The sequence below is a fragment of the Streptomyces sp. NPDC037421 genome (assembly GCF_055602105.1).
In genome coordinates this window covers 85,798-112,616 of record NZ_JBVJWV010000015.1, presented here as the reverse complement: position 1 = coordinate 112,616, position 26,819 = coordinate 85,798, and the positions used below count along the sequence as shown (strand labels likewise).

The 26,819-nt window shown below is 72.5% G+C and carries 23 protein-coding genes; 7 read left to right on the top strand and 16 right to left on the bottom strand.

All coding sequences use genetic code 11. The annotated features are described in order from the left end of the window. Window positions 1-14: 14 nt before the first annotated feature. Complete coding sequence (locus ACZ7IF_RS22300; protein ID WP_470973820.1) at window positions 15-2,816, bottom strand: SpoIIE family protein phosphatase; 2,802 nt, start codon at window positions 2,814-2,816, stop codon at window positions 15-17. Beyond that, window positions 2,813-3,799, bottom strand: coding sequence for a GlxA family transcriptional regulator (locus ACZ7IF_RS22295; protein WP_470973819.1), 987 nt, complete (start codon window positions 3,797-3,799; stop codon window positions 2,813-2,815). Before ACZ7IF_RS22295 ends, ACZ7IF_RS22300 begins: the two co-directional genes overlap by 4 nt. Before the next feature lie 113 nt (window positions 3,800-3,912). On the opposite strand from ACZ7IF_RS22295, the gene ACZ7IF_RS22290 reads away from it, so the two are divergent. Further along, window positions 3,913-4,515 (top strand): cysteine hydrolase family protein, encoded by a 603-nt coding sequence (locus ACZ7IF_RS22290; RefSeq protein ID WP_470973816.1) that lies wholly within the window; start codon window positions 3,913-3,915, stop codon window positions 4,513-4,515. Here the strand turns inward: ACZ7IF_RS22290 and ACZ7IF_RS22285 are convergent. Then, window positions 4,503-5,645 carry an FAD-dependent monooxygenase gene (locus tag ACZ7IF_RS22285; RefSeq protein WP_470973813.1) on the bottom strand — a complete coding sequence of 381 codons (1,143 nt, stop codon included), beginning with the start codon at window positions 5,643-5,645 and terminating at the stop codon, window positions 4,503-4,505. The genes ACZ7IF_RS22290 and ACZ7IF_RS22285 overlap by 13 nt on opposite strands. 126 nt (window positions 5,646-5,771) lie before the next feature. On the opposite strand from ACZ7IF_RS22285, the gene ACZ7IF_RS22280 reads away from it, so the two are divergent. Further along, window positions 5,772-6,677 (top strand): GntR family transcriptional regulator, encoded by a 906-nt coding sequence (locus tag ACZ7IF_RS22280; protein WP_470973812.1) that lies wholly within the window; start codon window positions 5,772-5,774, stop codon window positions 6,675-6,677. Between the two features lie 261 nt (window positions 6,678-6,938). On the opposite strand, the gene ACZ7IF_RS22275 is transcribed toward ACZ7IF_RS22280, so the two are convergent. Next, on the bottom strand, window positions 6,939-8,087 hold the full coding sequence (locus ACZ7IF_RS22275; RefSeq protein ID WP_470973810.1) for a glycerate kinase: 1,149 nt from the start codon (window positions 8,085-8,087) through the stop codon (window positions 6,939-6,941). A gap of 143 nt (window positions 8,088-8,230) precedes the next feature. Here ACZ7IF_RS22275 and ACZ7IF_RS22270 point away from each other — a divergent pair, with 143 nt between their 5' ends. From ACZ7IF_RS22270 to ACZ7IF_RS22260, 3 genes are read left to right on the top strand one after another with little or no spacing between them, the layout of a single operon-like run. Further along, entirely contained in the window at window positions 8,231-9,943 is a 1,713-nt protein-coding gene (locus ACZ7IF_RS22270) for a BCCT family transporter (RefSeq protein WP_470973809.1), read from the top strand. Between the two features lie 59 nt (window positions 9,944-10,002). After that, window positions 10,003-10,503 carry an NUDIX domain-containing protein gene (locus ACZ7IF_RS22265; protein WP_470973808.1) on the top strand — a complete coding sequence of 167 codons (501 nt, stop codon included), beginning with the start codon at window positions 10,003-10,005 and terminating at the stop codon, window positions 10,501-10,503. 46 nt (window positions 10,504-10,549) lie between these two features. Continuing rightward, complete coding sequence (locus tag ACZ7IF_RS22260) at window positions 10,550-10,978, top strand: hypothetical protein (protein ID WP_042802173.1); 429 nt, start codon at window positions 10,550-10,552, stop codon at window positions 10,976-10,978. 16 nt (window positions 10,979-10,994) lie between these two features. Here the strand turns inward: ACZ7IF_RS22260 and ACZ7IF_RS22255 are convergent, their stop codons facing one another. Next, window positions 10,995-11,498: a methylated-DNA--[protein]-cysteine S-methyltransferase gene (locus tag ACZ7IF_RS22255; RefSeq protein ID WP_470973805.1), complete on the bottom strand. Its 504-nt coding sequence runs from the start codon at window positions 11,496-11,498 to the stop codon at window positions 10,995-10,997. Then, the gene (locus ACZ7IF_RS22250) at window positions 11,495-12,988 is read right to left on the bottom strand and encodes an AlkA N-terminal domain-containing protein (RefSeq protein WP_470973804.1); all 1,494 of its coding nucleotides are present in this window, start codon (window positions 12,986-12,988) and stop codon (window positions 11,495-11,497) included. Before ACZ7IF_RS22250 ends, ACZ7IF_RS22255 begins: the two co-directional genes overlap by 4 nt. A 233-nt stretch (window positions 12,989-13,221) precedes the next feature. Between ACZ7IF_RS22250 and ACZ7IF_RS22245 the strand changes: the two genes are divergently transcribed. Beyond that, on the top strand, window positions 13,222-14,184 hold the full coding sequence (locus ACZ7IF_RS22245) for a hypothetical protein (protein ID WP_470973802.1): 963 nt from the start codon (window positions 13,222-13,224) through the stop codon (window positions 14,182-14,184). A gap of 157 nt (window positions 14,185-14,341) precedes the next feature. Here ACZ7IF_RS22245 and pssA read toward each other — a convergent pair whose 3' ends face one another. The 9 genes from pssA to ACZ7IF_RS22200 all read right to left on the bottom strand — a co-directional run bounded on the left by pssA (window position 14,342) and on the right by ACZ7IF_RS22200 (window position 25,383). Beyond that, window positions 14,342-15,205, bottom strand: a complete 864-nt coding sequence (pssA, locus tag ACZ7IF_RS22240; RefSeq protein ID WP_470973801.1) for a CDP-diacylglycerol--serine O-phosphatidyltransferase — start codon at window positions 15,203-15,205, stop codon at window positions 14,342-14,344. Next, window positions 15,192-15,848 carry a phosphatidylserine decarboxylase gene (locus ACZ7IF_RS22235; protein WP_125817380.1) on the bottom strand — a complete coding sequence of 219 codons (657 nt, stop codon included), beginning with the start codon at window positions 15,846-15,848 and terminating at the stop codon, window positions 15,192-15,194. Before ACZ7IF_RS22235 ends, pssA begins: the two co-directional genes overlap by 14 nt. A 186-nt stretch (window positions 15,849-16,034) precedes the next feature. Then, a complete protein-coding gene (locus tag ACZ7IF_RS22230) occupies window positions 16,035-17,240 on the bottom strand; it encodes an acyl-CoA dehydrogenase family protein (RefSeq protein ID WP_007267474.1) in 1,206 nt (401 codons plus the stop codon). Window positions 17,241-17,242: 2 nt separating this feature from the next. Next, window positions 17,243-17,755 (bottom strand): MaoC family dehydratase, encoded by a 513-nt coding sequence (locus tag ACZ7IF_RS22225; RefSeq protein ID WP_401252887.1) that lies wholly within the window; start codon window positions 17,753-17,755, stop codon window positions 17,243-17,245. Between the two features lie 5 nt (window positions 17,756-17,760). Further along, window positions 17,761-18,735 (bottom strand): HpcH/HpaI aldolase/citrate lyase family protein, encoded by a 975-nt coding sequence (locus ACZ7IF_RS22220; protein WP_470973798.1) that lies wholly within the window; start codon window positions 18,733-18,735, stop codon window positions 17,761-17,763. Continuing rightward, entirely contained in the window at window positions 18,732-20,801 is a 2,070-nt protein-coding gene (locus ACZ7IF_RS22215; RefSeq protein ID WP_470973796.1) for a protein meaA, read from the bottom strand. Before ACZ7IF_RS22215 ends, ACZ7IF_RS22220 begins: the two co-directional genes overlap by 4 nt. Before the next feature lie 31 nt (window positions 20,802-20,832). Beyond that, complete coding sequence (gene ccrA / locus ACZ7IF_RS22210; protein WP_470973794.1) at window positions 20,833-22,170, bottom strand: crotonyl-CoA carboxylase/reductase; 1,338 nt, start codon at window positions 22,168-22,170, stop codon at window positions 20,833-20,835. A 416-nt stretch (window positions 22,171-22,586) separates the two neighbouring features. Beyond that, entirely contained in the window at window positions 22,587-23,399 is an 813-nt protein-coding gene (locus tag ACZ7IF_RS22205; RefSeq protein ID WP_470973792.1) for a TetR family transcriptional regulator, read from the bottom strand. Between the two features lie 181 nt (window positions 23,400-23,580). Beyond that, window positions 23,581-25,383, bottom strand: coding sequence for a 3-hydroxyacyl-CoA dehydrogenase family protein (locus ACZ7IF_RS22200; RefSeq protein WP_470973791.1), 1,803 nt, complete (start codon window positions 25,381-25,383; stop codon window positions 23,581-23,583). 386 nt (window positions 25,384-25,769) lie between these two features. On the opposite strand from ACZ7IF_RS22200, the gene ACZ7IF_RS22195 reads away from it, so the two are divergent. Next, window positions 25,770-26,339, top strand: a complete 570-nt coding sequence (locus tag ACZ7IF_RS22195; protein WP_470973788.1) for a HEAT repeat domain-containing protein — start codon at window positions 25,770-25,772, stop codon at window positions 26,337-26,339. 42 nt (window positions 26,340-26,381) lie between these two features. Here the strand turns inward: ACZ7IF_RS22195 and ACZ7IF_RS22190 are convergent, their stop codons facing one another. Beyond that, window positions 26,382-26,807, bottom strand: a complete 426-nt coding sequence (locus tag ACZ7IF_RS22190) for a RidA family protein (protein WP_470973786.1) — start codon at window positions 26,805-26,807, stop codon at window positions 26,382-26,384. Window positions 26,808-26,819 lie beyond the last annotated feature (12 nt).

Sequence of the window (26,819 nt, the reverse complement as noted above, 5' to 3'; positions counted from 1 at the left end):
GTGCCGGGCGGCCCTCACCAGGCCAGGTCCTCCAGGGCGTCCAGGTCCATCTCCAGCGGCACCGGGGCCTCGCCGCCCGACGGCGACAGCTCCGCCCAGATGACCTTGCCGCGCTCCGTGTAGCGGGTGCCCCACCGCTCGGCGTACTGGGCCACCAGGAACAGGCCCCGGCCCCCTTCGTCCGTCGTCGCCGCGTACCGCAGGTGCGGGGAGGTGCTGCTGCCGTCGGCGACCTCGCAGATCAGCGCCCGGTCGCGCAGCAGACGGACGCGGATCGGCTCGTTCCCGTACCGGATGGCGTTGGTGATCAGCTCGCTGAGGATCAGCTCGGCCGTGAAGGAAGCTTCCTCCAGCCCCCAGTCCCGCAGCTGCGCGGCGGCCTCCCGCCGCACCCGCGACACGGCCGCCGGATCGTCGGGCACGTCCCACTCCGCGATCCGGCCCGGCTCCAGCCGCCGGGTGTCCGCCACCAGCAGCGCGATGTCGTCGCTCGGCGCCGGGAACAGCAGCGCCGCCAGCACGTCCGCGCAGGCCTGCTCGGGGCTGCGGCCCGGCCGCGACAGGGTCTCGCTCAGCAGCTCGAGCCCGCTGTCGAAGTCCCGGTCGCGGTCCTCCAGCAGCCCGTCCGTGAACAGCACCAGCCGGCTCCCCTCGGGCAGCACCAGCCGAGCCGTCTCGAAGGGCATCCCGCCCACCCCGAGCGGCAGCCCGGCGGGCAGCTCGGGGAACTCCACCCGCCCGTCCCGGTGCACCAGGGCGGGCCCGGGATGTCCGGCGCTGGCCATCGTGCACTGCCCGGACACCGGATCGTAGACGGCGTACAGGCAGGTGGCGCCGGTGATCCCGGCCGGCGGCTCCTCCACGCCCCCGGCCAGGCCCGTACCCTCGGCTCCGCCCTCGCCGGGCTCCCCGTCCTCCAGCTGGTCGATCCGGCCGGTCAGCTCGTCCAGGTGGCCGAGCAGCTCGTCGGGCGGCATGTCCAGGGTCGAGAAGTTGTGCACCGCGGTCCGCAGCCGGCCCATCGTCGCCGCCGCGTGCACCCCGTGCCCCACCACGTCGCCCACCACCAGCGCCACCCGGGCCCCCGGCAGAGGGATCACGTCGAACCAGTCCCCGCCCACCCCCGCCTTCGCGGGCAGGTAGCGGAACGCCGTGTCCACCGCGCTCAGCTCCGGCAGCACCCGGGGCAGCAGGCTGCGCTGGAGGGCCACGGCGGTGGCGTGCTCGCGGGTGAAGCGGCGGGCGTTGTCGACGGACACCGCCGCCCGCGTCCCCAGCTCCTCCGCGAAGGACAGGTCCTCCTCGTCGAAGGCCTCCGGGGTGTCCGCCGCCCGCCAGAAATTGGCCATGCCCAGGACCACGCCCCGGGCCTGGAGCGGTACGGAGATCAGCGAGTGGAGCCCGTAGTCCAGGGCCTGCTTCGTCCCGGGCTCGTCCTGCGCCCGCCAGCCCATCGCCGCGTGCAGGTCGGCGGCCAGCACCGCGTGCCCGGCGGCCAGGGCCGCCGCCATCGGAGCCGTCGGCACCTCGAAGCGGATGACGTCCCCGACCGGCTGGAGCGGCTGGTCGGTGCGCGTCCCGCTCATCGCCGCCCGGCGCATCCGGGTGTGCGCCCCCGCCGCGGGCGAGGGCTCGTCCCCGCGCAGCACCGGCTCCAGCAGCTCGACGGTGACGAAGTCCGCGAAGCGCGGCACGGCCACCTCCGACAGCTCCTCCGCCGTCCGCACCACGTCCAGGGTGGTGCCGATCCGCACGCCCGCCTCGTAGAGCATCTGGAGCCGCTCCCGGGCCACCTCGGCGCGCCCGGACAGCGCCGCGAGCTCGGTGGTGTCGCGCAGGGTGGTGACACTGCCCGACGGCCGCCCGGCGAACGGCTCGGTGGGCCGTACGTTGACGGCGAGGAGCCGGTCGCCCGCCAGGTGGACCTCGTCCGTGGCGACCCGACCCGACAGCAGCAGCTCGGTGGTGCGCGGGTCCAGGCCGAGGTCGCCGACGTACCGCTGCTCGGCGTCGGGCGGCAGGTCCAGCAGCCGCCGGGCCTCGTCGTTGGCGAGCAGCAGCCGGTGGTCGGCGCCGACGATCAGCACTCCCTCGCGCACGGCGTGCAGCACCGCCTCGTGGTGCTCGTTCATCCGGGCCATCTCCACGGCGCCCAGGCCCCGGGTCTGGCGCCGCAGCCGGCGGCTGACCAGGGCGGCGCCGCCGGTGCCCAGCAGCAGGGCGCCCGCCGCCGCGCCGAGCAGCAGCGGCAGCTGGCCCTCCACGGCCTGGCCGACGTTCTCCACCTCGATGCCGGTGGCGACCAGCCCCACGACGGTGCCCCGCGCGTCCCTCACCGGGACCACGGCGCGGACGGCGTCACTGGGATCGCCCTTGAACACCTCCGTGAAGGAGTCCCCGGCCGCCGCGCGGGCGAGGTCCCCGGTGGCGCGCTGCCCGATCAGCTCGGGTCTGGAGTCGGTGTAGCGGATCCCGTCGGTGGTCATGACGGCGACGAAGTCCACCCCCGAGGCGCGGCGGGCGCCCTCGGCCAGCGGCTGGAGCTCGGCCGTCGGGTCGGCGGACTTCAGGGCCGCGGGCAGGCCGGGGGCGTGGGCGAAGGCCTCGGCGGCGGCCAGCGAGCGGTCCCGGGCGTTGCGCTCGATGTCGTAGCGGCCCTGGAACACCAGGGCCAGCGCGGCCGTTGTGATCAGCACCAGCACGATGACGGCGGTGACGGAGAAGACCTGGCCGGCGATGCTGTTCCGGGCCAGCCACAGGCGCGCGGGCAGGCTCGGGGGCCGCGTCTCCCTGTGCCGACCCGAACGTCCGGTCATGAGCCATTTCTAGCACTGTCGCCGCCCGCGGGAGCGCTGGCCGCGGCCGCCCGGTACGCGCGCGGGCTCAGGCCGAAGGCGGCCCCGAAGTGCTGGCGGAAGGTGACCTCGCTGGCGAACCCGGCGCGCCGGGCCACCTCCGGCACCGGATGGTCGGTGCGCTCCAGGAGTTTGCGGGCCTCGTCCAGGCGCCGGCTCAGCAGCCATCTGTGCGGCGTGGTGCCGGTGGCCGCGGTGAAGTGCCGGGCGAAGGAACGCGGGGACATGCCCGCCCAGCGGGCCAGGGTGGCCACGTCCAGCGGCTCGTGCAGCCTGCGCAGCGCCTGCTGCCGTACGGCGGCCAGCGCCTCGGCGGTACGGTCCGCCGCCGGGGTGGGCCGGTCCAGGTACTGGGCGTGGTCCCCGGTGCGGAAGGGGCCGGTCACCATCGAACGGGCGATGGCGGCGGCGGCCTCCGCGCCGTGGGCCTCGCGGACCAGGTGCAGGCACAGGTCGATCCCGGAGGCCACCCCGGCGGAGGTCCACAGCCCGTCGTCCTCCACGAAGAGCGGGGCCTCCTCGACCAGCACCGCCGGGTAGCGGGCCGCCAGCTGAGGGGCCAGCCACCAGTGCGTCACCGCCCGGCGGCCGTCCAGCAGCCCGGCCTCGGCGAGTACGAACGCCCCGGCGCAGAGCGCGGCCACCGGCACCCCGCGGGCGTGCGCGGCGCGCAGCGCGGCGAGGACGGGCTCGGGCGTCGGGTCGGCGGGTTCGGCCAGTGCCGGTACGACGATCAGGTCGGCCTGCCCGAGCCAGTCGAGGCCCCGGTCGGGCATCAGGGTCAGCCCGCCGGGCAGGGCGATCGGCCCGTCGTCCAGGGCGCAGCGGCGCAGCTCGAAGGGGGGCACCCCGGCGCGGCTGCGGTCGGGGCCCCAGACCTCGGTGATGACGGCGAGGTCGAAGCCGCGGATCCCGGGCTGGGCGACGATGGCGACGCGCTGCATGGGGCCACTGTGCCAGAGCCGGAAGGGGGAGTGCTGCCAGTCTGGCAGGATCTCATCGGTTCGCGGCCCCGGGGCCCCTGGGGCGGGTGCGGCCGGGCGGACACGATGGAGCCATGACAGAGAACGCGATCGAGATCGCCGCCGACAGCGCCCTGCTCGTGATCGACGTCCAGAAGGGCTTCGACGACGCCTCCTTCTGGGGGAAGCGCAACAACCCGGCCGCCGAGGGGAACATCGCCGCCCTCATGGACGCCTGGCGGGAGACCGGCCGCCCGGTGGTGCTGGTCCGGCACGCCTCGCGGCCCGGCTCCGTGCTGGCCCCGGACCAGCCCGGCCACGCCTTCAAGGACTTCGTCGAGGACCGCCGCGGCCAGGAGGCCCTCCTGGTCACCAAGACCGTCAACTCGGCCTTCTACGGCACCCCGGACCTTTCCGAGTGGCTCACCGCGAGCGGCACCCGCCAGCTCGTCGTGGCCGGGATCCAGACCAACATGTGCGTCGAGACCACCGCCCGGATGGCGGGGAACCTCGGCCATGACGTGCTGGTGCCCCTGGACGCCACCCACACCTTCGACCTCGCCGGCCCGGGCGGCCTGTCCCTGACCGCCGACGAACTGGCCGCCGCCACCGCGGTCAACCTCCAGGGCGGCCGCTTCGCCCGCGTGGTGACCACGGCCGAGCTGCTCGACGCGGCTGTGGCGGCTCACACCCCGTAGTCCTGGAGGCGGACCGGCTCCGTGCGGGTGTTCTCGGGGGCGTTCGCGGCGAGCATGTCCAGGATCTCCTGGGTCGGGGCCGGCATGAAGAACCGCTCGGCGCCCTCACGGCCCAGGGCCTGGTGCTCGGCGACGTAGCCGCGCATGCGCTCCTCGTACGCGGCGAAGGCCGCGGCGTGGTCGCCGCCGCAGACGCCCAGCTCGCCCGCCAGGAGGTACGCGCCGATCAGGGCCTGCGAGGTGCCGCGGCCCGAGGTCGGCGCCGCGCAGGCGGCCGCGTCACCGAGCAGCACGACGCGGCCGGCGGCCCAGGTGTCCATCTCCACCTGGGCGTTGGCATCGAAGAAGAACTCCTCGGCCGCCTCCATCTCCTCCAGCAGGCGCGGCACCTCCCAGCCCTCGCCCGCGAACCGCTCGGCGACGATCCGCTTGTGCGCGGCCGGGTCGCGGCGGTCGTACTCCAGGCCCTCGGCGGCGAAGTGGAAGGCGGCCCGGGCCTCGGTGTTCGCACGGGCCGTGAAGATGTTGGCGGCCTTGCCCGGGACGGAGTACAGCCGGCCGGTGTTCTCCAGCCCCAGGTAGTTGTCCAGGTTGAAGACCGCCGTGTAGATGCCGAGGTGGCGCAGGTACCGCTCCTCGGGCCCGAAGGCCAGGGCCCGGGTCTTCGAGTGGAGGCCGTCCGCGCCGACGACCAGGTCGAAGCGGCGGGGCGCGCCGCGCTCGAAGGTGACGAGGACGCCGTCCTCGTCCTGCTCCAGGCTCGCGATCGAGTCGCCGAAGACGTACTCGGTGTCCTGGCGGGTGGCCTCGTACAGCAGCCGGGTCACATCGCCCTTGAGGGCCTCCAGGTCGCCCGCGAACACCGCCGCCGGGAGGGTGGCGTACCGCCTGCCCTCGGCGTCGACCATGGCCGCGTCGCCCATCTCGGTGTCCAGGGCGCGGACGGCGTCCAGCAGGCCCATGCGGTCGAGGACGTCCAGGGCCTCACCGCGGAAGTCGACCGCGTAGCCGCCGTCGCGCAGCCGCGGGGCCCGCTCGACGATGGTGGGGGCGAAGCCGTGGCGGTGCAGCCAGTAGGCGAGGGCGGGGCCCGCGACGCTGCCACCGGAGATCAGCACGCTCTTGTTCATTTCCGTTTCCTCTCTCGGGGTGATGTGTACAACGTACAGACGGAGATCCCTGGTGGGAACAGGGGAGTTGGGCAAAGCAACCTAGTGCACTAGGGTTGGGGTGTACTAGTGCACCAGGAGGGCGGGATGAAGGAAGAGGCGCCGTACGCGCGGATCGCGGCCGAGCTGAGGCGGCGGATCGAGAGCGGCGAGCTGCGGCCGGGGGACCGGGTGCCGTCGACGCGGGCGATCACCCAGCGGTGGGGGGTGGCCATGGCCACGGCGAGCAAGGTCCTCGCGGCGCTCGGGCAGGAGGGCCTGGTCCGTGCGGTGCCGGGGGTCGGCACGGTGGTCGCCGACCGGCCGGCCCCGAGCTCCGGGCGCCACCCGGCCGACGACTTGGAGTACCGCGCCCGGATCGTCCGTACGGGGGTCGAGATCGCGGACGCGGAGGGCCTGGCCGCCCTGACCATGCGGCGGCTCGGCGCGGAGCTGGGGGTCTCGGCGATGTCCCTGTACCGGCACGTGGGCAACAAGGAGCGGCTGGTGGTGCTGATGGCCGACGCGGTCTTCGGGGAGGAGGCCCTGCCGGAGCGGCCGCCGCCGCACTGGCGGGCCCGGCTGGAGCTGTCGGCGGCCGTGCAGTGGCGGCTGTACGGCAGGCACCCCTGGCTCGCCGGAGCCATGAACCTGAACCGCCCGCTGCTGGTCCCGAACGGCATCCGGCACATCGACTGGGCGCTCGCCGCGCTGGAGGGGCTGGGCCTGGACGACGACACCAGGATGCACGCCGCCGTGACCCTCTTCGGCTACGTCCGGGGACACGCGGTGGACCTGGAGCCGGAGTCCGAGGCGGCGCGCTCCAGCGGGGTGAGCGGGGAGGACTGGATGCGGGCCCAGGAGGCCCGGCTGGCCGCCCTGGTCGACGGCGGCGCCTTCCCGGCGTTCGCCGCCGCCCGTGGGCTGGCCGCCCTGTCCCCCGAGTCCCTCCTCCGCTTCGGCCTGACGGCCCTCCTGGACGGCCTCGCCGCCCGTGTAGCGGAGCCGGGCTGACGGGCCGCTGCGCGGGGCTGGTCCCCTGCCCGCCCTTCCTCCGTTCCCCGGGGCTGCGCCCCGGACCCCCAGCGCCTCAAACGCCGACGAGGCTGAATTCGCCGGCGTCTGAGGCGCGGGGGTCCCCCGGACTGAGGCTGGGGGAGGGCGAAGGGCGGGGAGGGGACGGGCCCGCGCCGCGGCGCCCCCGGGGCCGGGCCACGGCAGAGGCCCGCCGCCCCCTGCGGGGCAACGGGCCTCGGGGCCGGGGACCGGCCGGGGTCAGAGGACCTCGGCGGCGATGTTCTCCGCGACCCGCTCCAGCAGCGGCCCGGCGTTCGGGATGGACTTCGCCGGGTCCGGCTCCAGGTCCGTCAGCGGGTACGCCTTGCGGATGCCCGCCGCCTCCAGGGCCTCCTGCCCCAGCAGCAGCCGCCCGCAGACCGCCACCACCGGCTTGCCCGCCGCCCGCGCCGCCGCCGCGACACCGGCCGGGGCCTTGCCGTGCAGGGTCTGCTCGTCCAGGGAGCCCTCACCGGTGATGACCAGCGTGGCCCGCTCCAGCGCCGGGGCGAAGCCCAGCACCTCCAGCATCAGCTCGATGCCGGGCCGGAACGTCGCGCCGAGCAGCAGCGCCCCGTAGCCGATGCCGCCCGCGCCGCCCGCGCCCGGCAGCACCGCGCACTCGGCCGCCTTCGCGCCGATCGACTTCTCCAGCACCACCGCGAAGTGCGCGAGGGCCGCGTCGAGCGCCGCCACGTCCTTTGGCGACGCGCCCTTCTGCGGGCCGTACACCGCCGCGCAGCCCTTCGGGCCGGTCAGCGGGTTGTCCACGTCGCTGGCGAGGACGAACTCCACCTCCGCGAAGCGGGGGTCGACCCCGGACAGGTCCGCCGACGCCAGGGACGCCAGCGCGCCACCGCCCGGGCCGACCGGTTCGCCGTTCGCGTCCAGGAACACCGCGCCCAGCGCGGCCAGCATGCCCGCGCCGCCGTCGGTGGTGGCGCTGCCGCCCACGCCGAAGACGATCGAGCGCGCGCCCGCGTCCAGCGCGGCCTTCAGCACCTCGCCGGAGCCGTACGTGGTCGCCGTCAGCGGGGCGAAGGTGCCCGCCGGCAGCAGCTGGAGCCCGGAGGCCTCCGCCATCTCGACCACGGCGGTGCCGTCGCGCAGCGCGAAAGCGGCCGTGACCTGGTCACCGAGGGGTCCGGTGACCCGTACCTCCCGGCGTTCGAACCCGGCCGCCACGGCGGCCGCGACCGTGCCGTCGCCGCCGTCCGCGACGGGGAGGGTCTCGACCTCCACGCCCGGTACGGCCTTGCGAAGGCCGGCCGTCACCCGCTCGGCGACCTGAACGGCCGTGAGCGAGCCCTTGAATTTGTCCGCGGCGATGAGCACGCGCGCGGCCTCAGTTACTGCTCCGTCCGTCACCTTTGCTATCCCTTGCTATCGAACAGTGCAGTCGCGCCGCCATGAGCTTATCCGGAGGATCCTCCTATGCCCATGAGTGGCCTGGGCCACATGCGGCGCGCCATGCATCAAAATAGGGATATATCCCCGCATAGTGTGGCCCCATGAGCCCGGAATCACTGGAACAGGCACGTCCGGATGCCCCCGGAGCGGGGTCCGGGGGCCCGGCGGACGGCTCTCCCGACCTCGGCGTCGTCACCGTCGGAGTGATCGCCGTGCTCGCCGTCGTCGGCTGGGCCGCCCTCGGCAAGGACTCCTTCGACACCGCCTCCGCCGCCGCCCTGGCCTGGGTGCTGAACAACTTCGCCTGGCTCTTCGTGATCGCCGCCGACGTCTTCCTCGTCATGTGTGTCGTCCTCGCCATCAGCCGCTTCGGCCGGATCCGGCTCGGCGCCGACGACTCCGAGCCGGAATTCGGCAACCTCGCGTGGATCGCGATGATGTTCAGCGCCGGCATGGGCATCGGCCTGATGTTCTACGGGGTGGGGGAGCCGCTCACCCACTACCTCAACCCGCCCCCCGCCAGCGGCGCCGCCCCCGGCACCGGGGCGGCCGCCCGCGCCGCCCTGGACTACTCCTTCTTCCACTGGACCCTCACCCCCTGGGCGATCTACGGCATCGCCGGCCTCGCCCTCGCCTACGCGACCTTCCGCAAGGGCCGCGGCAACCGCCTCAGCTCCGCCTTCGTCCCGCTCATGGGCGAGGAACGGGCCAACGGCAGGCCCGGCAAGGCCATCGACCTGCTCGCCGTCTTCGCCACCGTCTTCGGCACCGCGACCAGCCTCGGCCTCGGCGCCCTCCAGGTCTCCAAGGGCCTGAACATCACCACCGGCATCGAGGACTCCACCCGCGTCGAGCTCGTCATCATCGCCTCGCTCTCCGCCGCCTTCGTGCTGTCCGCCTTCTCCGGACTGCACAGGGGCGTCAAATGGCTCAGCACCGTCAACATCGTGCTCGCCGCCACCCTGATGCTCTTCGTCTTCGTCCTCGGGCCGACCGTCTACGTCCTCGACGTCATCCCGGCCGGCGTCGGCAGCTACCTGCACGAACTGCTGCCCATGGCCTCCCGCACCGGCGCCTTCACCGACAGCGCCTGGCTCGGCGCGTGGACGATCTTCTACTGGGCCTGGTGGCTCTCCTGGGCCCCCTTCGTCGGCACTTTCATCGCCCGCATCTCCCGCGGCCGCACCATCCGCGAGTTCCTCGTCGGAGTCCTGCTCGTCCCCAGCGGAGCCACCGTCGTCTGGTTCTGCGTCATGGGCGGCACCGCCATCCGCCTCGACTCCACCGGCGCCGCCGACCTCGCCTCCAAGGTCAAGGAGGGCGCGGAGGCCTCCCTCTTCGCCATGCTCGACGCCCTCCCGCTCGGCACGCTCACCTCATGGGTGGCCATGGCCCTGGTCATGACGTACTTCGTCACCAGCGCCGACTCGGCCTCCCTGGTCATGGGCTCCCTCACCAGCCGGGGCTCCCTGCACCCGCCCACCTGGCTCGTCGTCACCTGGGGCGTGCTGATGGCCGCGGTGGCCGCCGTACTGCTCGTCGCCGGCGGCCTGAAGTCCCTCCAGACCGCGACCATCCTGGTCGCCCTGCCCTTCGTGATCGTCATGCTGCTGCTGTGCTGGGCGCTGCTGAAGGAACTGCGCGAGGACCCCGGCGCGGGACCGGCCCGCCACCCCGCCCTCCACGGGCTGCGGGACGCCGTCAAGGCCATGGTCGGCGACGCCATCACCGAGCAGGGCCAGACCCGCCACCCCCGGCTGCGCCGCGTCGCCGAATCCCGGGGACGCGACCGCGAGGACGGCGGCGGCACCTGAACGGGTTCCGCGCGGGCCCGCCCTGCGCGGCGCCCCCTACCGACGGTTAGGGTGGCCGCGTGACCACCACGGATGACTTCGCCACCTACATCGCGAGCCTGCCCCGGGTGCTGGCCGGAGCCGCCGCCCTCTTCCGCGACGAGCGGGGCCGGGTCCTGCTCGTCGAGCCCAACTACCGCGAGGGCTGGGCCCTGCCGGGCGGAACGGTCGAATCGGACAGCGGCGAGTCACCCCGTACGGCCGCCCGGCGCGAGAGCGCCGAGGAGATCGGCATCGACGTCCCGCTCGGCCGGCTCCTCGCCGTCGACTGGAGCCTCGGCGCGGGCCGCCCGCCGCTCGTCGCCTACCTCTACGACGGCGGCGTGCTCGACGCCACACAGCTCGGCTCCGTCAAGCTCCAGGAAGAGGAACTCCTCTCCTGGAAGCTCGTCGAGCCCGCCGAACTCACCCACCACCTCCCCGGATCGCTCGGCCTGCGCACCCAGGAGGCGTACCGCGCCCTGGAGTCGGGCGAGGGCACCGTGGAACTGGAGAACGGCCGCCGGCCGGCCAACCCCTGAACCACCCCGCGTACTTGGACACCTCCGACCAGGGCAGAATCAACAGATGATCACGATGTACGCCTGGCCGAGCACGGCCGACGGGCCCGACGCCCTCCCCATGGTCCACTTCACCACCGACGAGCAGTCGGGCGGCGAGGTCTCCGAAGAGGGGATGCCGATCTGGCTGTTCGACACCGCGATACGCGAGGGCGGCTGGTCCGCCTTCGAGGACTTCGAGGGCTGGTCCGCGCCCGCCGAGGGCTGGCAGGCCTTCTACCGGCGCGAGGACGACGTCCTCGCCGTCACCGGCCCCGGCGCCTGCGAGGGCTGGTACCAGGGCCGGCTCGGCGCCGACGACGACTGGATCAAGGCGGCCGCCACCCAGAACAGCGTGGTCCTGCTCGCCGCCCCGGTCCAGCACCCGTCCCTCTACGCCTACGCCGTCGAAGCCGGCGCCGGCTTCGCCCTGCTCGCCCCGCTCGTGGTGATCTGACCCGGACCGGCCCGCCTCAGCGGGCCGCGCCGCTCTCGAACTCCAGCAGCCGCACCTTGCGCTCGATGCCGCCGCCGTACCCGGTCATCGAGCCCGAGGCGCCGATCACCCGGTGGCAGGGCACGATGATGCCGACCGGGTTCTTCCCGTTCGCCAGGCCGACCGCGCGCGAGGCGTTCGGCTTGCCGAGCTCCGCGGCGAGCCGCCCGTACGACCACGTCTGCCCGTAGGGGATCCGGACGAGCTGCTCCCAGACGCCGCGCTGGAACTCGGTGCCCTCCAGCCGCACCGGCACGGTGAACTCGGTCAGCTCGCCGGCGAAGTACGCGGCCAGCTGCCGCCGCACCTCGGGGAAGGGCTCCTCGCCGTCCGCCACCCGCTCGCCGAAGGACTCCTCGGCCGGCCGGTGGCGCTGGCCCGTCATGTACAGCCCGCTGAGGACCCCGTCGGTGGCGACCAGGGTGAGCGGCCCGTACGGGCTGTCGACGACGGTGTGGATCTTGTGGCTGACGCTGCTCACGACGGTGCTCCTTGCGCTACGGGCAGATGGTTGATCGGGTGGTCGTCGGTGGCCCACAGGTACTGGACGGCGTACGCGCGCCAGGGCCGCCAGCCGCCCGCGCGGGCGGTCAGGGCCGCCGGCGTGGACGGCAGGCCCAGCCCCCGGGCGGCCTTGCGCACTCCCAGGTCGGACGGGAGGAACGCGTCGGGGTCGCCCAGCGCCCGCATCGCGATGATCTCGGTGGTCCACGGCCCGAAACCGGGCAGCGCGGACAGCCGGGCGCGTGCCGCCTCCCAGTCGCTGTCGATGCCGAGCGGCAGCGAGCCGTCGGCCAGGGCCGTGACCAGGGTGGTGAGGGTCGTGCGGCGGCTGCGCGGCATCGACAGCGACTCGGGGTCGATGCCGGCCAGCGCCTCCGGGGACGGGAACAGGTGGGTCAGCCCGCCCTGCGGGTCCTCGACGGGCTCCCCGTACGCCGCCACCAGCCGGGCCGCGTGCGTCCGCGCCGCCGCGGTCGACACCTGCTGCCCCAGCACCGCCCGTACGGCGAACTCCGCCGCGTCGACGGTACGGGGCACCCGGCGCCCGGGGGCCTTGTCCACGAGCGGGGCCAGCAGCGGATCGGTGCGCAGCTGGCCGTCGACGGCCTCCGGGTCGGCGTCCAGGTCGAGCATCCACCGGCAGCGGCTGATGGCGATGGTCAGGTCCCGCAGGTCGGTCAGCGCGAGCCGGCAGCCGATGTGGTCGGGGCCGGGCGTCAGCGCGACCACCCCCGAGCCGTACGGCAGCCGCAGCGTCCGCCGGTAGGCCCCGTCGCGCCACTCCTCGACCCCGGGCACGGCGGTGGCCGCCAGGTGCCCGAAGAGGTTGTCCGGGTTGAGGGGCTTGCGGAACGGCAGCCGCAGACTGATCGTCCCGGGGATCCGCGGCTCGCGGCGGGCAGAGCGCTCGGAGCGCAGCCGCAGCTCGGTCGGGGAGAGGGCGAAGACCTCCCGGACGGTCTCGTTGAAGGTCCGGATCGAGGAGAACCCGGAGGCGAAGGCGACCTCCGCCATCGGCAGCTCGGACGTCTCGATCAGCAGCCGCGCGGTCTGGGCGCGCTGCGCCCGGGCCAGGGCGAGGGGGCCGGCGCCGAGCTCGGCACCCAGCTGGCGCTCGACCTGGCGGGCGGAGTAGCCGAGCCGGGCCGCGAGCCCCGGCACCCCCTCCCGGTCCACCACCCCGTCCCGGATCAGCCGCATCGCGCGCGCGACGGCGTCGGCGCGGGCGTTCCACTCGGGGGAGCCGGGGCTGGTGTCGGGCCGGCACCGCTTGCAGGCCCGGAACCCGGCCTGCTGGCAGGCCGCGGCGCTGGGCAGGAAGGTCATGTTCTCGACCTTCGGCGGGACGGCGGGGCAGCTGGGGCGGCAGTAGATCCGGGTGGTCACGACGGCGGTGAAGAACCAGCCGTCGAATCGGGCGTCCTTCGACTGCACGGCCCTTACGCAGCGCTCGGTGTCGGTGTGCATGGCTCCAGCATCCTGGGAGGAGGTACCACCGGGCTGGCGGTTTTCCGACATCAAGCGTAGTGGGGCCGGGGCCGGGCCGGGCTCCCGCGGGCCCGGGCACCGGCGAGCACGGTGCGGGGTGCGGCCCTGGCCAGGGGCCGTGGCAATATGGGCGACCGATTTCGGCCATCAGTCCTGCCCATGGCCTGAACCAGTCCTATGCCGACATCGGAACGAGCCGGAAGGACCCGCGCGTGAGACCCGAGGCCATCATCTGGACCGTCGTCTGGCTCCTGTTCCTGGGAGCCTCCCCCGTACTGCTGCGCCGGCACTGGCGCGGGGGCGGCATCGCGAGCAGGCCGGATCTGGACTGGGTGTCCTGGTCCCTGCCCTGGGGGGTCTCCGCCGGCCCGGCGCTGCGGCGGGGCGTCAACCGGGCCTTGCCCCTCCTGCTCGGCGGAGTCTGGGTCCTCGCCCTCGGCGTGGGCGTCCGCGGGGCGCTGCCGATGCTCGGGGTGGAGCCGGGGGACGCGGCGAAGACCGGGATCCCGGCCGCCGCCCTGGGGCTGATGGCGTTCGGGACGGTGGTGCTCATACCGGCGGTCGTCCTGTTCAACCGACCCCGGCTGCTGGTGGCGCCCGGCCTCCGCGGGGAACCCGGGCTGCTGGCCGAGCGGCGCGCCGGCCGGCGGCCGCGGGCCGAGGAGTCCATGGCGGCGGGCGGGCGCGGCCGAGCGTCCCGCCGCGCACAGGGCGGCATGGCCGCCGCCACCGCTCTGCTGGGGCTCGCCGCCTTCGCGACCCTGAGCACCCTGTACGCGGCCGATTGGTGGCGCGCCGCCGCCCTGCACTGGCCGGGCGGCGGCCACGCCTTCGCCGCCTGCCTCGGCCTGGCGGTGCCGCTGCTCGCCGCCGGGGCGTACCTCGCCGGCGCCCGGGCAGCCGACGAGCCCGCGCTCCGCGCCGTCCCGTACTGGCTGCTGACCGGCGCGACGTCGGCCGTGCTCGCCGTCACCCTGATGCTGGCCTTCCACACGATGCCCGGCCGGCGGGAGCGTGTCCGCGGCTGCCGCGACCGCTGCTGGCTCCTGTACTCCTACCCGCACGCCGTGGCATGGCAGGTCGCCGGCTTCGTCCTGGGCCTGGCACTCACCGCCCTGCTCGTCTTCGCGCTCCTGCGCCTGCGCGCCCGCCGCCGCGCCCCCGCCCCGGCCTGACGGCCCCGGCTCTGCCCCGGCCTGACGGCCCCGGCCCTGCCCCGGCCTGACGGCCCCGGCCCTGCCCCGGCCTGACGGCCCCGGCCCTGCGGCCGCATGACGAGAAGGGCCCCGGACGCCTGATGGCGTCCGGGGCCCTTCTCGGTGTTACCGCGTGCTACGGCAGCTGCGACGCGGCCCGCGCCTCGCGCCGGTTGTGGCGGAACGTGTTCGCGCGACGGGTCGTCGCGAACAGCGGGATGGTCGCCGCCAGGGCGATCTGGAGCGCGCAGCCGGTCTGGAGGAGCAGCTGGCCGCCCGGGGCGTCGAACGCCCAGGCCGCCAGGAGGCCCATGGCCCCGACGATCCAGCTCAGCATCGCCGCCGCGAGGACACCCCGCGGCTTGGGGTACTCGACCCGGCTCACCATCAGCCAGGCCACCCCGATGATCGCCAGCAGCGTCGGGATGAACGGCAGCTCCAGCAGCACGATCGAGACGACCGTCAGCGCGCCGAAGGGGCTCGGCATGCCCTGGAACATGCCGTCCTTCATCGTCACGCAGCTGAATCTCGCGAGCCGCAGCACGACCGCCAGCAGGACCACGATCGCCGCGAGCGCCGACATCTTCTGGTGCGCGTCGTCGGCGACCATGCCGTAGACCAGCACGAAGTACGCCGGCGCCAGCCCGAAGCTGATCAGGTCGGACAGGTTGTCCAGCTCCGCGCCCATCGGCGAGCTGCGCAGCTTGCGGGCCACGATGCCGTCGAAGAGGTCGAAGACCGCCGCGAGCAGCATCAGTATCACCGCGGTCGCCGCGCTGTGCCGGGCCATGCCCGACTCGCCGCTGCCGGTGAGGTGCGGGATGAGGATCCCGGTGGTGGTGAAGTACACCGCCATGAATCCGCACGTGGCGTTGCCGAGGGTGAGGGTGTCCGCTATCGACAGCCGCAGCGAGAGCGGCATGTCGTCCTCGGCGGACTCCTCCTCGGCCGACTCGGGAACCCAGCCGGTGGCAGGAGTCTCGGGGTCAGTCACGGTCAATTCGGGTCACCCCCGCGGTGGTGGCCTGACCGACCTCGACCGCGACCTCGACGCCCTCCGGGAGGTAGATGTCGACGCGGGAGCCGAAGCGGATCAGACCGATGCGTTCGCCCTGCTCCACCTTGGTTCCGGCCGGCAGGTACGGGACGATGCGACGCGCGACGGCGCCGGCGATCTGCACCATCTCGATGTCGCCGAGCTCGGTGTCGAAGTGCCAGACAACGCGCTCGTTGTTCTCGCTCTCCTTGTTGAACGCCGGGACGAACCCGCCGGGGATGTGCTCCACGGACGTCACCGTGCCCGCCAGGGGCGCGCGGTTGACGTGGACGTTCAGCGGGCTCATGAAGATCGCGACGCGGGTGCGCCCGTCCTTCCACGGCATGATGCTCTGCACCACACCGTCGGCGGGCGAGATGACGCGGCCCTGGGCGATCTCGCGCTCGGGGTCGCGGAAGAACCACAGCATGCCCGCCGCGAGAGCGGTGGCGGGCACGGCCGCCGCGGCCCAGCGTCCGGACTTGCGGGCCCGGGTGAGGCTGAGCGCCGCGGTGGCGACGGTCGGCAGAAGCCACGGCGATGCTCCGCGCGCGAGGCGTACGCCGGAGAGGCTGTCGCGGTGTGCAGAGGTTTGGCTGTGGGGCATGGATGACCTTCGTAGCGGGTGATTGCCGCGCCGCAAACGGGGGGACGGGACGGCGGCTTTACTGGAATGCTATCGGTTGCGCGCAACAACTGGGCAAGCCAGAAGCCGAGTCGATGGCCGCCGGCCAGTGACTGCTGGTGACTCTTCTGCGGTGGATCATCGGATGATCCACCGCAAAAGGGACATTCAGCCCTGGAGTCGGTACTCCTCGAGCAGGCGTCGCCCGATGATCATTTTCTGGATCTCGGCGGTTCCTTCACCGATCAGAAGCATCGGCGCTTCCCGGTAGAGGCGCTCGATCTCGTACTCCTTCGAGAACCCGTAGCCGCCGTGGATGCGGAAGGCATCCTCGACGACCTCCTTGCAGTATTCGGAGGCGAGGTACTTCGCCATCCCGGCTTCGAGGTCGTTTCGTTCCCCGGAGTCCTTTTTGCGTGCCGCGTTCACCATCATGGCATGGGCGGCCTCGACCTTGGTAGCCATCTCGGCCAGCTTGAACTGGATGGCCTGGTGCTCGGCGATCGCCTTGCCGAAAGTGTGACGTTGCTGGGCATAGGAGACACCCAGTTCGAAAGCACGCTGTGCGACGCCGCAGCCACGCGCCGCCACGTTGACGCGGCCGACCTCCACGCCGTCCATCATTTGGTAAAACCCTCGGCCCGTCTGGCCTCCGAGGACCCGATTGGCCGGAATGCGCAGTCCGTCCATGATGAGCTCGGTCGTGTCGACGCCCTTGTAGCCCATCTTGTCGATCTTGCCCGGGATCGTCAGGCCCGGACGGACCTCCCCGAAGCCCGGCTCCTTCTCCACGAGGAAGGTGGTCATCGACTTGTGGGGCGCCGTGCCCTCGGGGTGTCCTTCGTCACTCCGGACGAGAACGGCCACCAGCGTCGAGGATCCGCCGTTCGTCAGCCACATCTTCTGGCCGTTCAGGACGTACTCGTCGCCGTCCTTCACCGCCTTGGACGTGATGGCCGACACGTCCGAGCCCAGCCCCGGCTCCGACATCGAGAAGGCGCCGCGCACCTCGCCCAGCGCCATCCGCGGGAGGAAGTACTCCTTCTGCTCCTGCGTGCCGTGCTGCTTGAGCATGTACGCCACGATGAAGTGGGTGTTGATGATGCCCGAGACGGACATCCAGCCCCGCGCTATCTCCTCGACGCACAGCGCGTAGGTGAGCAGCGACTCACCCAGGCCGCCGTACTCCTCCGGGATCATCAGGCCGAAGAGGCCCAGCTCCTTGAGCCCGTCGACGATCTGCTGCGGGTACTCGTCGCGGTGCTCCAGCTCGGTCGCGACCGGGATGATCTCCTTGTCGACGAACTCCCGGACGGTCTTGAGGATCTCCTGCTGGACGTCCGTGAGCCCGGCGGTCTGGGCGAGTCGTGCCATGGCTACTTCCCCTGTTCCTTCAGCTGAGGCCGGCCGGGCTGCTCGCCGCCGCGCGCCGTGATGTACGTCTCGGTCGGGACCATCACCTTGCGCCGGAAGACGCAGACGAGGGTGCCGTCCTGCTTGTAGCCCTTGGTCTCCACGTAGACGATGCCGCGGTCGTCCTTGGACTTGGACGGGGTCTTGTCCAGGACCGTGGTCTCGCCGTAGATCGTGTCGCCGTGGAAGGTCGGCGCCACGTGCCGCAGGGACTCGATCTCCAGGTTGGCGATGGCCTTCCCGGAGACGTCCGGCACGGACATGCCCAGCAGCAGGGAGTAGACGTAGTTGCCCACCACCACGTTCCTGCCGAAGTCCGTGGTGTTCTCCGCGTAATTCACGTCCATGTGCAGCGGGTGGTGGTTCATGGTGAGCAGACAGAAGAGGTGGTCGTCGTACTCCGTGACCGTCTTCCCGGGCCAGTGCTTGTAGACCGCGCCGACCTCGAACTCTTCGTAGGTGCGTCCGAACTGCATGGTGCTCAGGCCTCCGGGATCTCGAACTTGCTGGTGCGCTGCATGCCGGCGGCCCGGCCCTTGCCGGCGATGACCAGGGCCATCTTGCGGCTGGCCTCGTCGATCATCTCGTCGCCGAGCATCGCGGAGCCCTTCTTGCCGCCCGCCTCCGAGGTGCACCAGTCGTAGGCGTCGAGGATCAGCTCGGCGTGGTCGTAGTCCTCCTGCGAGGGGGAGAAGACCTCGTTGGCCGCGTCGACCTGGCCCGGGTGCAGCACCCACTTGCCGTCGAAGCCCAGGGCGGCGGCGCGGCCGGCCACCTCGCGGTAGGCGTCCACGTCGCGGATCTGGAGGAAGGGGCCGTCGATCGCCTGGAGGTTGTGCGTACGGGCCGCCATCAGGATCCGCATCAGGATGTAGTGGTAGGCGTCCGCCGGGTAGCCGGGCGGCTGCATGCCCACGACCAGGGACTTCATGTTGATCGAGGCCATGAAGTCGGCCGGGCCGAAGATGATGGTCTCCAGGCGCGGCGACGCGGCGGCGATCTCGTCGACGTTGACCAGGCCCTTGGCGTTCTCGATCTGCGCCTCGATGCCGATCTTGCCGACCTCGAAGCCCATGGTCTTCTCGATCTGGGTCAGCAGCAGGTCCAGCGCGACGACCTGCTGCGCGTCCTGGACCTTCGGCAGCATGATGCAGTCGAGGTTCTGGCCGGCGCCCTCGACGACGGTGATGACGTCGCGGTACGTCCAGTGGGTGGTCCAGTCGTTGACGCGCACCACGCGGGTCTTGCCGGTCCAGTCGCCGTTGTTCAGCGCGTCCACGATGGTGTGGCGGGCGCCTTCCTTGGCGAGCGGGGCGCAGGCGTCCTCCAGGTCCAGGAAGACCTGGTCGGCCGGCAGGCCCTGGGCCTTCTCCAGGAACCGCGGGTTGGAACCCGGGACCGCGAGGCAGGAGCGGCGCGGACGCAGCCGGTTCACGGGGGAGAGGGGCGTGGTCATGCGGGGACCTCCGTGCTTTCAGCGATGTTGAGAGGGTGGAGCTTGTTGGCCTTGCGGATCTCGTCGACGATACGGCCGATGATCTCCGTGATGCCGAAGTCCTTGGGGGTGAACACGGCGGCCACCCCGGCGGCCTTCAGCGTGACGGCGTCGGCGTTCGGAATGATGCCCCCGACGATGACGGGGACGTCGCCCGCCCCCGCCGTGCGCAGCCGTTCCAGGACGTCCGGGACCAGTGCGCTGTGCGACCCGGACAGGATGGACAGTCCCACGCAGTGCACGTCCTCGGCCAGAGCCGCCGAGGAGATCTCTTCGGGAGTCAGCCGGATGCCCTGGTAGACGACCTCGAAGCCGGCGTCGCGGGCCCGTACGGCGATCTGCTCGGCGCCGTTGGAGTGCCCGTCCAGGCCGGGCTTGCCGACCAGCAGGCGCAGCCGGCCGGAGCCCAGCTCGTCGGCCGTCCGGGAGACCTTCTCACGGACCAGGGCCAGCGGGGTGCCCTCCTCGGCGGTGACGGCGACCGGGGCCGAGGAGACCCCGGTCGGGGCGCGGAACTCGCCGAAGACCTCGCGCAGGGCGTTCGCCCACTCACCGGTGGTGACACCGGCGCGGGCGCACTCCAGGGTGGCCTCCATCAGGTTCTCCGTCCCGGCGGCGGCCTCCTTGAGCCGGTCCAGGGCCTGCCCGGCGGTCGGGAAGACGAACGGGTCGCCGTTCCCCTGCCGGTCCGAGGACTCCTGCCGCTCCGCCCGCCAGCGGGTGATCCGCTCCACGGTGAACGCCTCCACCGCGGGGTCGACGGTCATGATGGCCCCGTCGAGGTCGGCGGTGAGCGGGTTCTCCTCGGTCTGCTGGAAGCAGTTCACCCCGACGATCTTGTCCTCGCCGCCCTCGATCCGGGCGCGCCGCTCGGCGTGCGAGGAGACCAGCTGGGACTTCAGGTACCCGGACTCGACGGCGGCCATGGCGCCGCCCATCTCCTGGATCCGGTCGATCTCGGCCAGGCAGTCGGCGACCAGGGAGTCGACCTTGGCCTCGATGACGTGGGAGCCGGCGAAGATGTCCTCGTACTCCAGCAGGTCGCTCTCGTGGGCCAGGACCTGCTGGATGCGCAGCGACCACTGCTGGTCCCAGGGCCGGGGCAGCCCCAGCGCCTCGTTCCAGGCGGGCAGCTGCACCGCGCGGGCGCGGGCGTCCTTGGAGAGGGTGACCGCGAGCATCTCCAGCACGATCCGCTGGACGTTGTTCTCGGGCTGCGCCTCGGTCAGGCCGAGCGAGTTCACCTGGACGCCGTAGCGGAACCGGCGCTGCTTGGCGTTCTCGATGCCGTAGCGCTCCTTGGTGACCTTGTCCCAGATCCGGCCGAAGGCGCGCATCTTGCACATCTCCTCGATGAAGCGGACGCCCGCGTTCACGAAGAAGGAGATACGGGCGACCACCTCGCCGAAGCGCTCCTCGGGCACCTGGCCCGAGTCGCGCACCGAGTCCAGGACGGCGATCGCGGTGGACATGGCGTACGAGATCTCCTGGACCGGGGTGGCCCCGGCCTCCTGGAGGTGGTACGAGCAGATGTTGATCGGGTTCCACTTGGGGATGTGGCTGACCGTGTACGCGATCATGTCCGTCGTCAGGCGGAGCGAGGGCCCGGGCGGGAAGACGTGCGTCCCGCGCGAGAGGTACTCCTTGACGATGTCGTTCTGGGTGGTGCCCTGGAGCCGGGAGATGTCCGCGCCCTGCTCCTCGGCGGCCACCTGGTAGAGCGCCAGCAGCCACATCGCGGTGGCGTTGATCGTCATCGAGGTGTTCATCTGCTCCAGGGGTATGTCCTGGAACAGCCGCCGCATGTCGCCGAGGTGGGAGACCGGGACCCCGACCCGGCCGACCTCGCCGCGGGCGAGGACGTGGTCGGGGTCGTAGCCGGTCTGCGTCGGGAGGTCGAACGCGACCGACAGGCCGGTCTGGCCCTTGGCGAGGTTGCGGCGGTACAGCTCGTTGGACGCCTCGGCCGTGGAGTGGCCGGCGTACGTCCGCATGAGCCACGGACGGTCCTTCTGGCGCTCTGTCATCTCAGGCGATCCTTATGGCCTTTGAGTGGACTCAGACGTTACGGAAGCGGTTGATCGCGTCGAGGTGCCGGGCGCGCATCTCGTGGTCGCGGACGCCGAGGCCCTCCTCGGGGGCGAGGGCGAGGACGCCGACCTTGCCCTGGTGGAGGTTGCGGTGGACGTCGTAGGCGGCCTGGCCGGTCTCCTCCAGGGAGTAGACCTTCGAGAGGGTGGGGTGGATCTTGCCCTTGGCGATCAGGCGGTTGGCCTCCCACGCCTCGCGGTAGTTGGCGAAGTGCGAGCCGATGATCTTCTTGAGGGACATCCACAGGTAGCGGTTGTCGTACTCGTGCATGTAGCCCGAGGTGGAGGCGCAGGTGGTGATCGTGCCGCCCTTGCGCGTGACGTAGACGGAGGCGCCGAAGGTCTCGCGGCCCGGGTGCTCGAAGACGATGTCGATGTCCTCGCCGCCGGTCAGCTCGCGGATCTTCGAGCCGAAGCGCTTCCACTCGCGCGGGTCCTGGGTGCGCTCGTCCTTCCAGAACTTGTAGCCCTCGGCGTTGCGGTCGATCACGGCCGTGGCGCCCATCTTGCGGCAGATCTCCGCCTTCTCCGGGGAGGAGACGACGCAGATCGGGTTGGCGCCGCCGGCCAGCGCGAACTGGGTGGCGTACGAGCCGAGGCCGCCGCTGGCGCCCCAGATCAGGACGTTGTCGCCCTGCTTCATGCCGGCGCCGTTGCGGGAGACCAGCTGGCGGTAGGCGGTCGAGTTGACCAGACCGGGGGACGCGGCCTCCTCCCAGCTGAGGTGGCCGGGCTTCGGCATCAGCTGGTTCGACTTGACGAGCGCGATCTCCGCCAGGCCGCCGAAGTTGGTCTCGAAGCCCCAGATGCGCTGCTCGGGGTCGAGCATGGTGTCGTTGTGGCCGTCCGAGGACTCCAGCTCGACCGAGAGGCAGTGCGCGACGACCTCGTCGCCCGGCTTCCAGGAGTTGACGCCGGGGCCGGTGCGCAGCACGACGCCCGCGAGGTCGGAGCCGATGACGTGGTACGGGAGGTCGTGGCGCTTGGTGAGCTCCGACAGGCGCCCGTAGCGCTCCAGGAAGTTGAAGGTGGAAACCGGCTCGAAGATCGAGGTCCACACCGAGTTGTAGTTGACCGAGGAGGCCATGACGGCCACCAGGGCCTCGCCCGGGCCGAGTTCCGGAACCGGGACCTGGTCGAGGTGCAGGGACTTGCGCGGGTCCTTCTCGCGGGTGGTGAGCCCCGCGAACATCTCCGCCTCGTCCTTGTGCACGGTGATCGCGCGGTACGAGTCGGGGAGCGGCAGTGCGGCGAAGTCTGCGGCGGTGGCGGACTGCGACTGAATCGCGTCCAGGATGTCCTTCACGGTAGAGCCTCCGGCTAGCGCTGATGAGGGTGCGCTGAGGGATACGCGGGTGCGCGGGTACGTGTGTGGTGGGTGCTGCGAGGTGCCGTCGGTCCGGCGGAGCTGTGGTGCTGTCGCGCCTGTGGTGAGGGCGAGCGGGGGCCTGGTGACGCAGGCATCCGGGGCGCGTTCCGTGCCGAGTGGGCGTGGGCCGCGGGGACATCCGGACGGGACTCAACGTATGGCACCCCGTGTCACTCGGCAAGGCACTGGGTGCCAGAAATTTCTCTCACTTGCCGATTGACCTGCGCAGATGAGCGATGATCGATCAGAGTTACCCGCGAGTAGGGGCAACTCGGACAAAGAAAAGCGGCCGCCCCCGGAACGGGAGCGGCCGCTGTGACGGAGGTCGCCTTCTGCTGCTGGAGAGGGACCGCCTACTTGTTCTTGAGCGCCTCTTCGATGGTCCGCATGACCTCGTCGAGCGGAGCGTCCGTACGCGCCACCGCGACCAGGACCTCGCCCTCCGTGCGCACGGCCGCCGGGGCCTCGGTACTGGCGCCCGGCGTGCGGCCGGCGCCGATCCCCGACCCGAAGGTCTTGCGGACGATCGCGAAGGCGTGGTCCAGCTGCGCCTCCACGTCCCCCTGGCCCCCCGCCCGCAGCCAGCGCCGCAGCACGTGGTTGTGCGCGGTCACCACCGCGGAGGCGGCCACCTCGGCGAGCAGCGGATCGTCGTTGCCGTCGTGGTGGTCGGTCTCGTCGAAGTGGGCGAGCAGGTAGCGGGTGAAGAGCCGCTCGTAGCGGGCCACCGAGGCGATCTCCCGCTCCCGCAGCGCCGGCACCTCGCGGGTCAGCCGGTAGCGCTCCACCGACACCGCCGGCGAGGCGGCGTACATCTTCATGACTTCCTTGATCCCCCGGCACACCGTGTCGAGCGGGTGCTCGTGCGCCGGGGCCACGTCCAGGACGGCCTCGGCGCGGGTCAGGGTGTCGTCGTGGTCCGGGAAGATCGCCTCTTCCTTGGAGCGGAAGTGCCGGAAGAAGGTCCGGCGCGCCACACCGGCGGTCGCGGCGATCTCGTCGACCGTCGTGGCCTCGTACCCCTTGGTCGCGAAGAGCTCCATGGCCGCGGTGGCGAGCTCGCGGCGCATCTTGAGCCGCTGGGCGGCCGCCCGGGTGCCGGCCGCGCTCTCCTGGGAATCGGCGGCCGACGCGGCGCGGGGTGAGGTCTTGGCGGGCTGGGACATAGAGCGAAAGTACTTCATTCGCGCAGGCGCGCGCGCCGGAGGGGGGTACGAGGGGGGTGGATGCGGGGGAGGGCCCGCACTGGGCTCGGGAGGGTATGTCCGCCGTGAGGGTCCGGCGGACCCGAGCAGCCCTCCCCACGCATCCTGATCGGGGCCCGGCCGGGGGTCAGGGGGTGTCCCCCTACCGGCGGGCGTACTCACGGAATCCGCGGCCGGTCTTCCGGCCCAGGCAGCCAGCCGCCACCAGGTGCTCCAGCAGCGGGGACGGCGCGAGGGCGGGGTCGCGGAACTCCTGGTAGAGGACCTTCTCGATGGCGAGCGACACGTCCAGGCCGACCACGTCGAGGAGCTCGAAGGGCCCCATCGGGTAGCCGCCGCCCAGCTTCATCGCGGCGTCGATGTCGTCGATGCCCGCGTAGTGCTGCTCGACCATCTTGATGGCGTTGTTCAGGTACGGGAACAGCAGCGCGTTCACGATGAAGCCGGCCCGGTCCCCGCAGTCCACCGGGTGCTTGCGCACCTTGGCGCAGACCTCGCGGACCGTGGCGTGCACGTCGTCGGCCGTCAGGACGGTCCGGACCACCTCGACCAGCTTCATGGCCGGAGCCGGGTTGAAGAAGTGCATGCCGATCACGTCCTGCGGACGCGAGGTGGCCCGCGCGACGGCGATCACCGGCAGCGAGGAGGTGGTGGTGGCCAGCACCGCGCCCGGCTTGCAGACCTTGTCCAGGCCGGCGAAGAGCTGCTGCTTGACCTCCAGGTCCTCGGCGACCGCCTCGACCGCGAGGTCCACGTCCGCGAAGGCCTCCAGCGACCCGGCCGGGGTGATCCGGTCCAGGGTCTGCGCGGCGGCCTCCTCGGTCAGTCGGCCCTTGGACACCGCACGGCCCAGGGACTTCCCGATCGCGGCCTTCGCGGCCTCGGCCTTCTCCTCACTGCGGGCCGCGAGGACCACGGCGTAGCCGGCCTGCGCGAAGACCTGCGCGATACCGCTCGCCATGGTCCCGGAGCCGGCCACGCCGACCGAGGAGACCGGACGGCCCGCGCCCAGCAGGGACCCGTCCAGCGGGGTCTGGAGGTCGCGGACGACCACCGGGCTGCCCGGGGCCTCGTACGTGTAGAAGCCGCGCCCGGCCTTCTGCCCGGTCAGGCCCGCCTCGACGAGCTGGCCCAGGATCGGCGCCGGGGCGTGCAGCCGGTCGCCCGAGGAGGCGTACATGGCCTCCAGCACGGTGCGCGCGGTGTCGACGCCGACCAGGTCGAGCAGGGCGAGGGGGCCCATCGGCAGGCCGCAGCCGAGCTTCATCGCCGCGTCGATGTCCTCGCGGGAGGCGTACTTGGCCTCGTACATCGCGGCGGCCTGGTTGAGGTAGCCGAAGAGCAGGCCGTCGGCGACGAAACCGGGCCGGTCGCCGACCGCGACGGGCTGCTTGCCCAGCTCCACCGCCAGCTCGGTGACCGCCTCGACGGCCGTCGGCGCGGTCAGCACGCTGGAGACGATCTCGACGAGCTTCATCGCCGGGGCCGGGTTGAAGAAGTGCATGCCCAGCACCCGCTCGGGGTGCAGGGACTCGGCGGCGAGCCGGGTCACGGACAGCGCGTTGGTGCCGGTGGCGAGCACGGTGTCGGGCCGGACGACCGCGTCGAGCTCGCCGATGATCCGGTGCTTGAGGTCGTAGTCCTCCGGGACCACCTCGATGACGAGGTCGGCCTCGGCGGCGGCGCCGAGGTCCGTGAAGGTGCGGAAGCGGGCCAGGACCGCCTCGCGCTCCTGCTCGGTCAGCTTGTACTTGGCCACCGAGCGGGCCGTGGCGGCCGCGAGGGCCCCGGCGGCGCGGCGGGTGGCGGCCTCGCTGACGTCGATGCCGATGACCTCGCGGCCGGCCCGGGCGAGGACCTCGGCGATGCCGGTGCCCATCGTGCCGAGGCCGACGACGGCGACGGTGCGGAGGGAGGACTGACTGGACGTGGACGGAAGGTCCATCGCGGGACTCCAGTGGAAGAGGGTGACGACTGAGGGAGCGCGCGGCGCACAGCGCGCGCGGATGCCGTACGGAAGAGCCGTGCGGAGCACGCCCGGCGGTGCGCCCGGAGAGGGATGGGGGCGCGGCGGGCGGAAACGGTGGAACCCTGTCCCGGGGTCCAGCCGTACGGGTGAAACGGTCGAGCGAACGAACCGACTGGTACGGGGCGGCTGCGTCACCAGGCCGCGTCCGTACGTGTTGGGAGCGAGATTAACCGGCCGGTAACTGGTCCGCCAGAGCGCGGAGATGTGACCTGTACCGCCTAAATGTACCGATCATCGATCATCGATCAACGAGCTCTGCGGAACCCCGCCTGCCGGGGGCCCCCGACCCCTAGGGTGGCGGCGTGAACGACGTGCTGGAACGCCTGCGGGCGGAGGCCGACGGGTCGGCCGCGTACGCGGAACTGCTCGCGGCGGCGCCCGACGCCCTGGCCGCCTCCCTGACCTCGGCCGGGCTGCCCCTGTGGGCCCGGGAACTGGCCGCCTACCGGCTCGGGATGGCGGGGGACCGGCGGGCCTTCGAGCCCCTGGTCCTGCTGCTCAACCACCGGGACCCGGTCCGCTGCGCCGCCGCCGCGCAGGCGCTCGGCGTCCTGGGTGACCCGCGCACCGCCCGCGCGGCGGCGGCCCTGGCGACGAACTCCCTGCGCACGGCCTACGCCCTGCACCCGGTCCGGCTGCTGACCGCGCTGCGCGCACCGGAGTCGGCCCCGGCCCTGATCAAGACCCTGTCGCGGCTGCTGGCCCCGCACGACCCGTACTGGCGGGTGGCCCTGGCCTGCGTCGAGGGCCTGGGCACCCTGGCCGACGCCCGGGCCCGCGACGTCCTGGTCCGCGCCCAGGCCCACCCCCGCCTCGCCCTGGCGGCGACGGACGCCCTGAACCGCCTGATGGCAGGGCACCCCGACGCTTAGGCCCTGGCCGGGCGGGGCGGGGACCGCACCACGCAGCGGCCCTCAGCCCGCCGTCGGGACCACCGCGAAGGCCTCGACCTCCAGCAGGAGCTCCGGGCGGAACAGGGCCGCGACCTGGACCGCCGAGGAGGCCGGCAGCCGGTCCGGGGCGATCACCTCGTCCCGGGCCGCCCGGACCGCGGGCAGGTGGGCCACGTCCGTGACGAAGTACGTCAGCTTCACCACGTCCTCGAAGCCCGCCCCGGCCGCCGCCAGGCACCGCCGCAGGTTCTCGAACACCTGCCGGGCCTGCGCGGCCGGGTCGCCCTCGCCGACCACCGCGCCCTTCTCGTCGAAGGCGCACTGCCCCGAGACGGCCACGAACCGCCCGGTGCCCCAGACGACGTGGCTGTACCCGGTGCCGGGGCTGACGCCCTCGGGCGCGGCGATGCGGGTGAGGTGGGTGTCATCGTACGGAGGAGGAGTCATACGGACGATCTT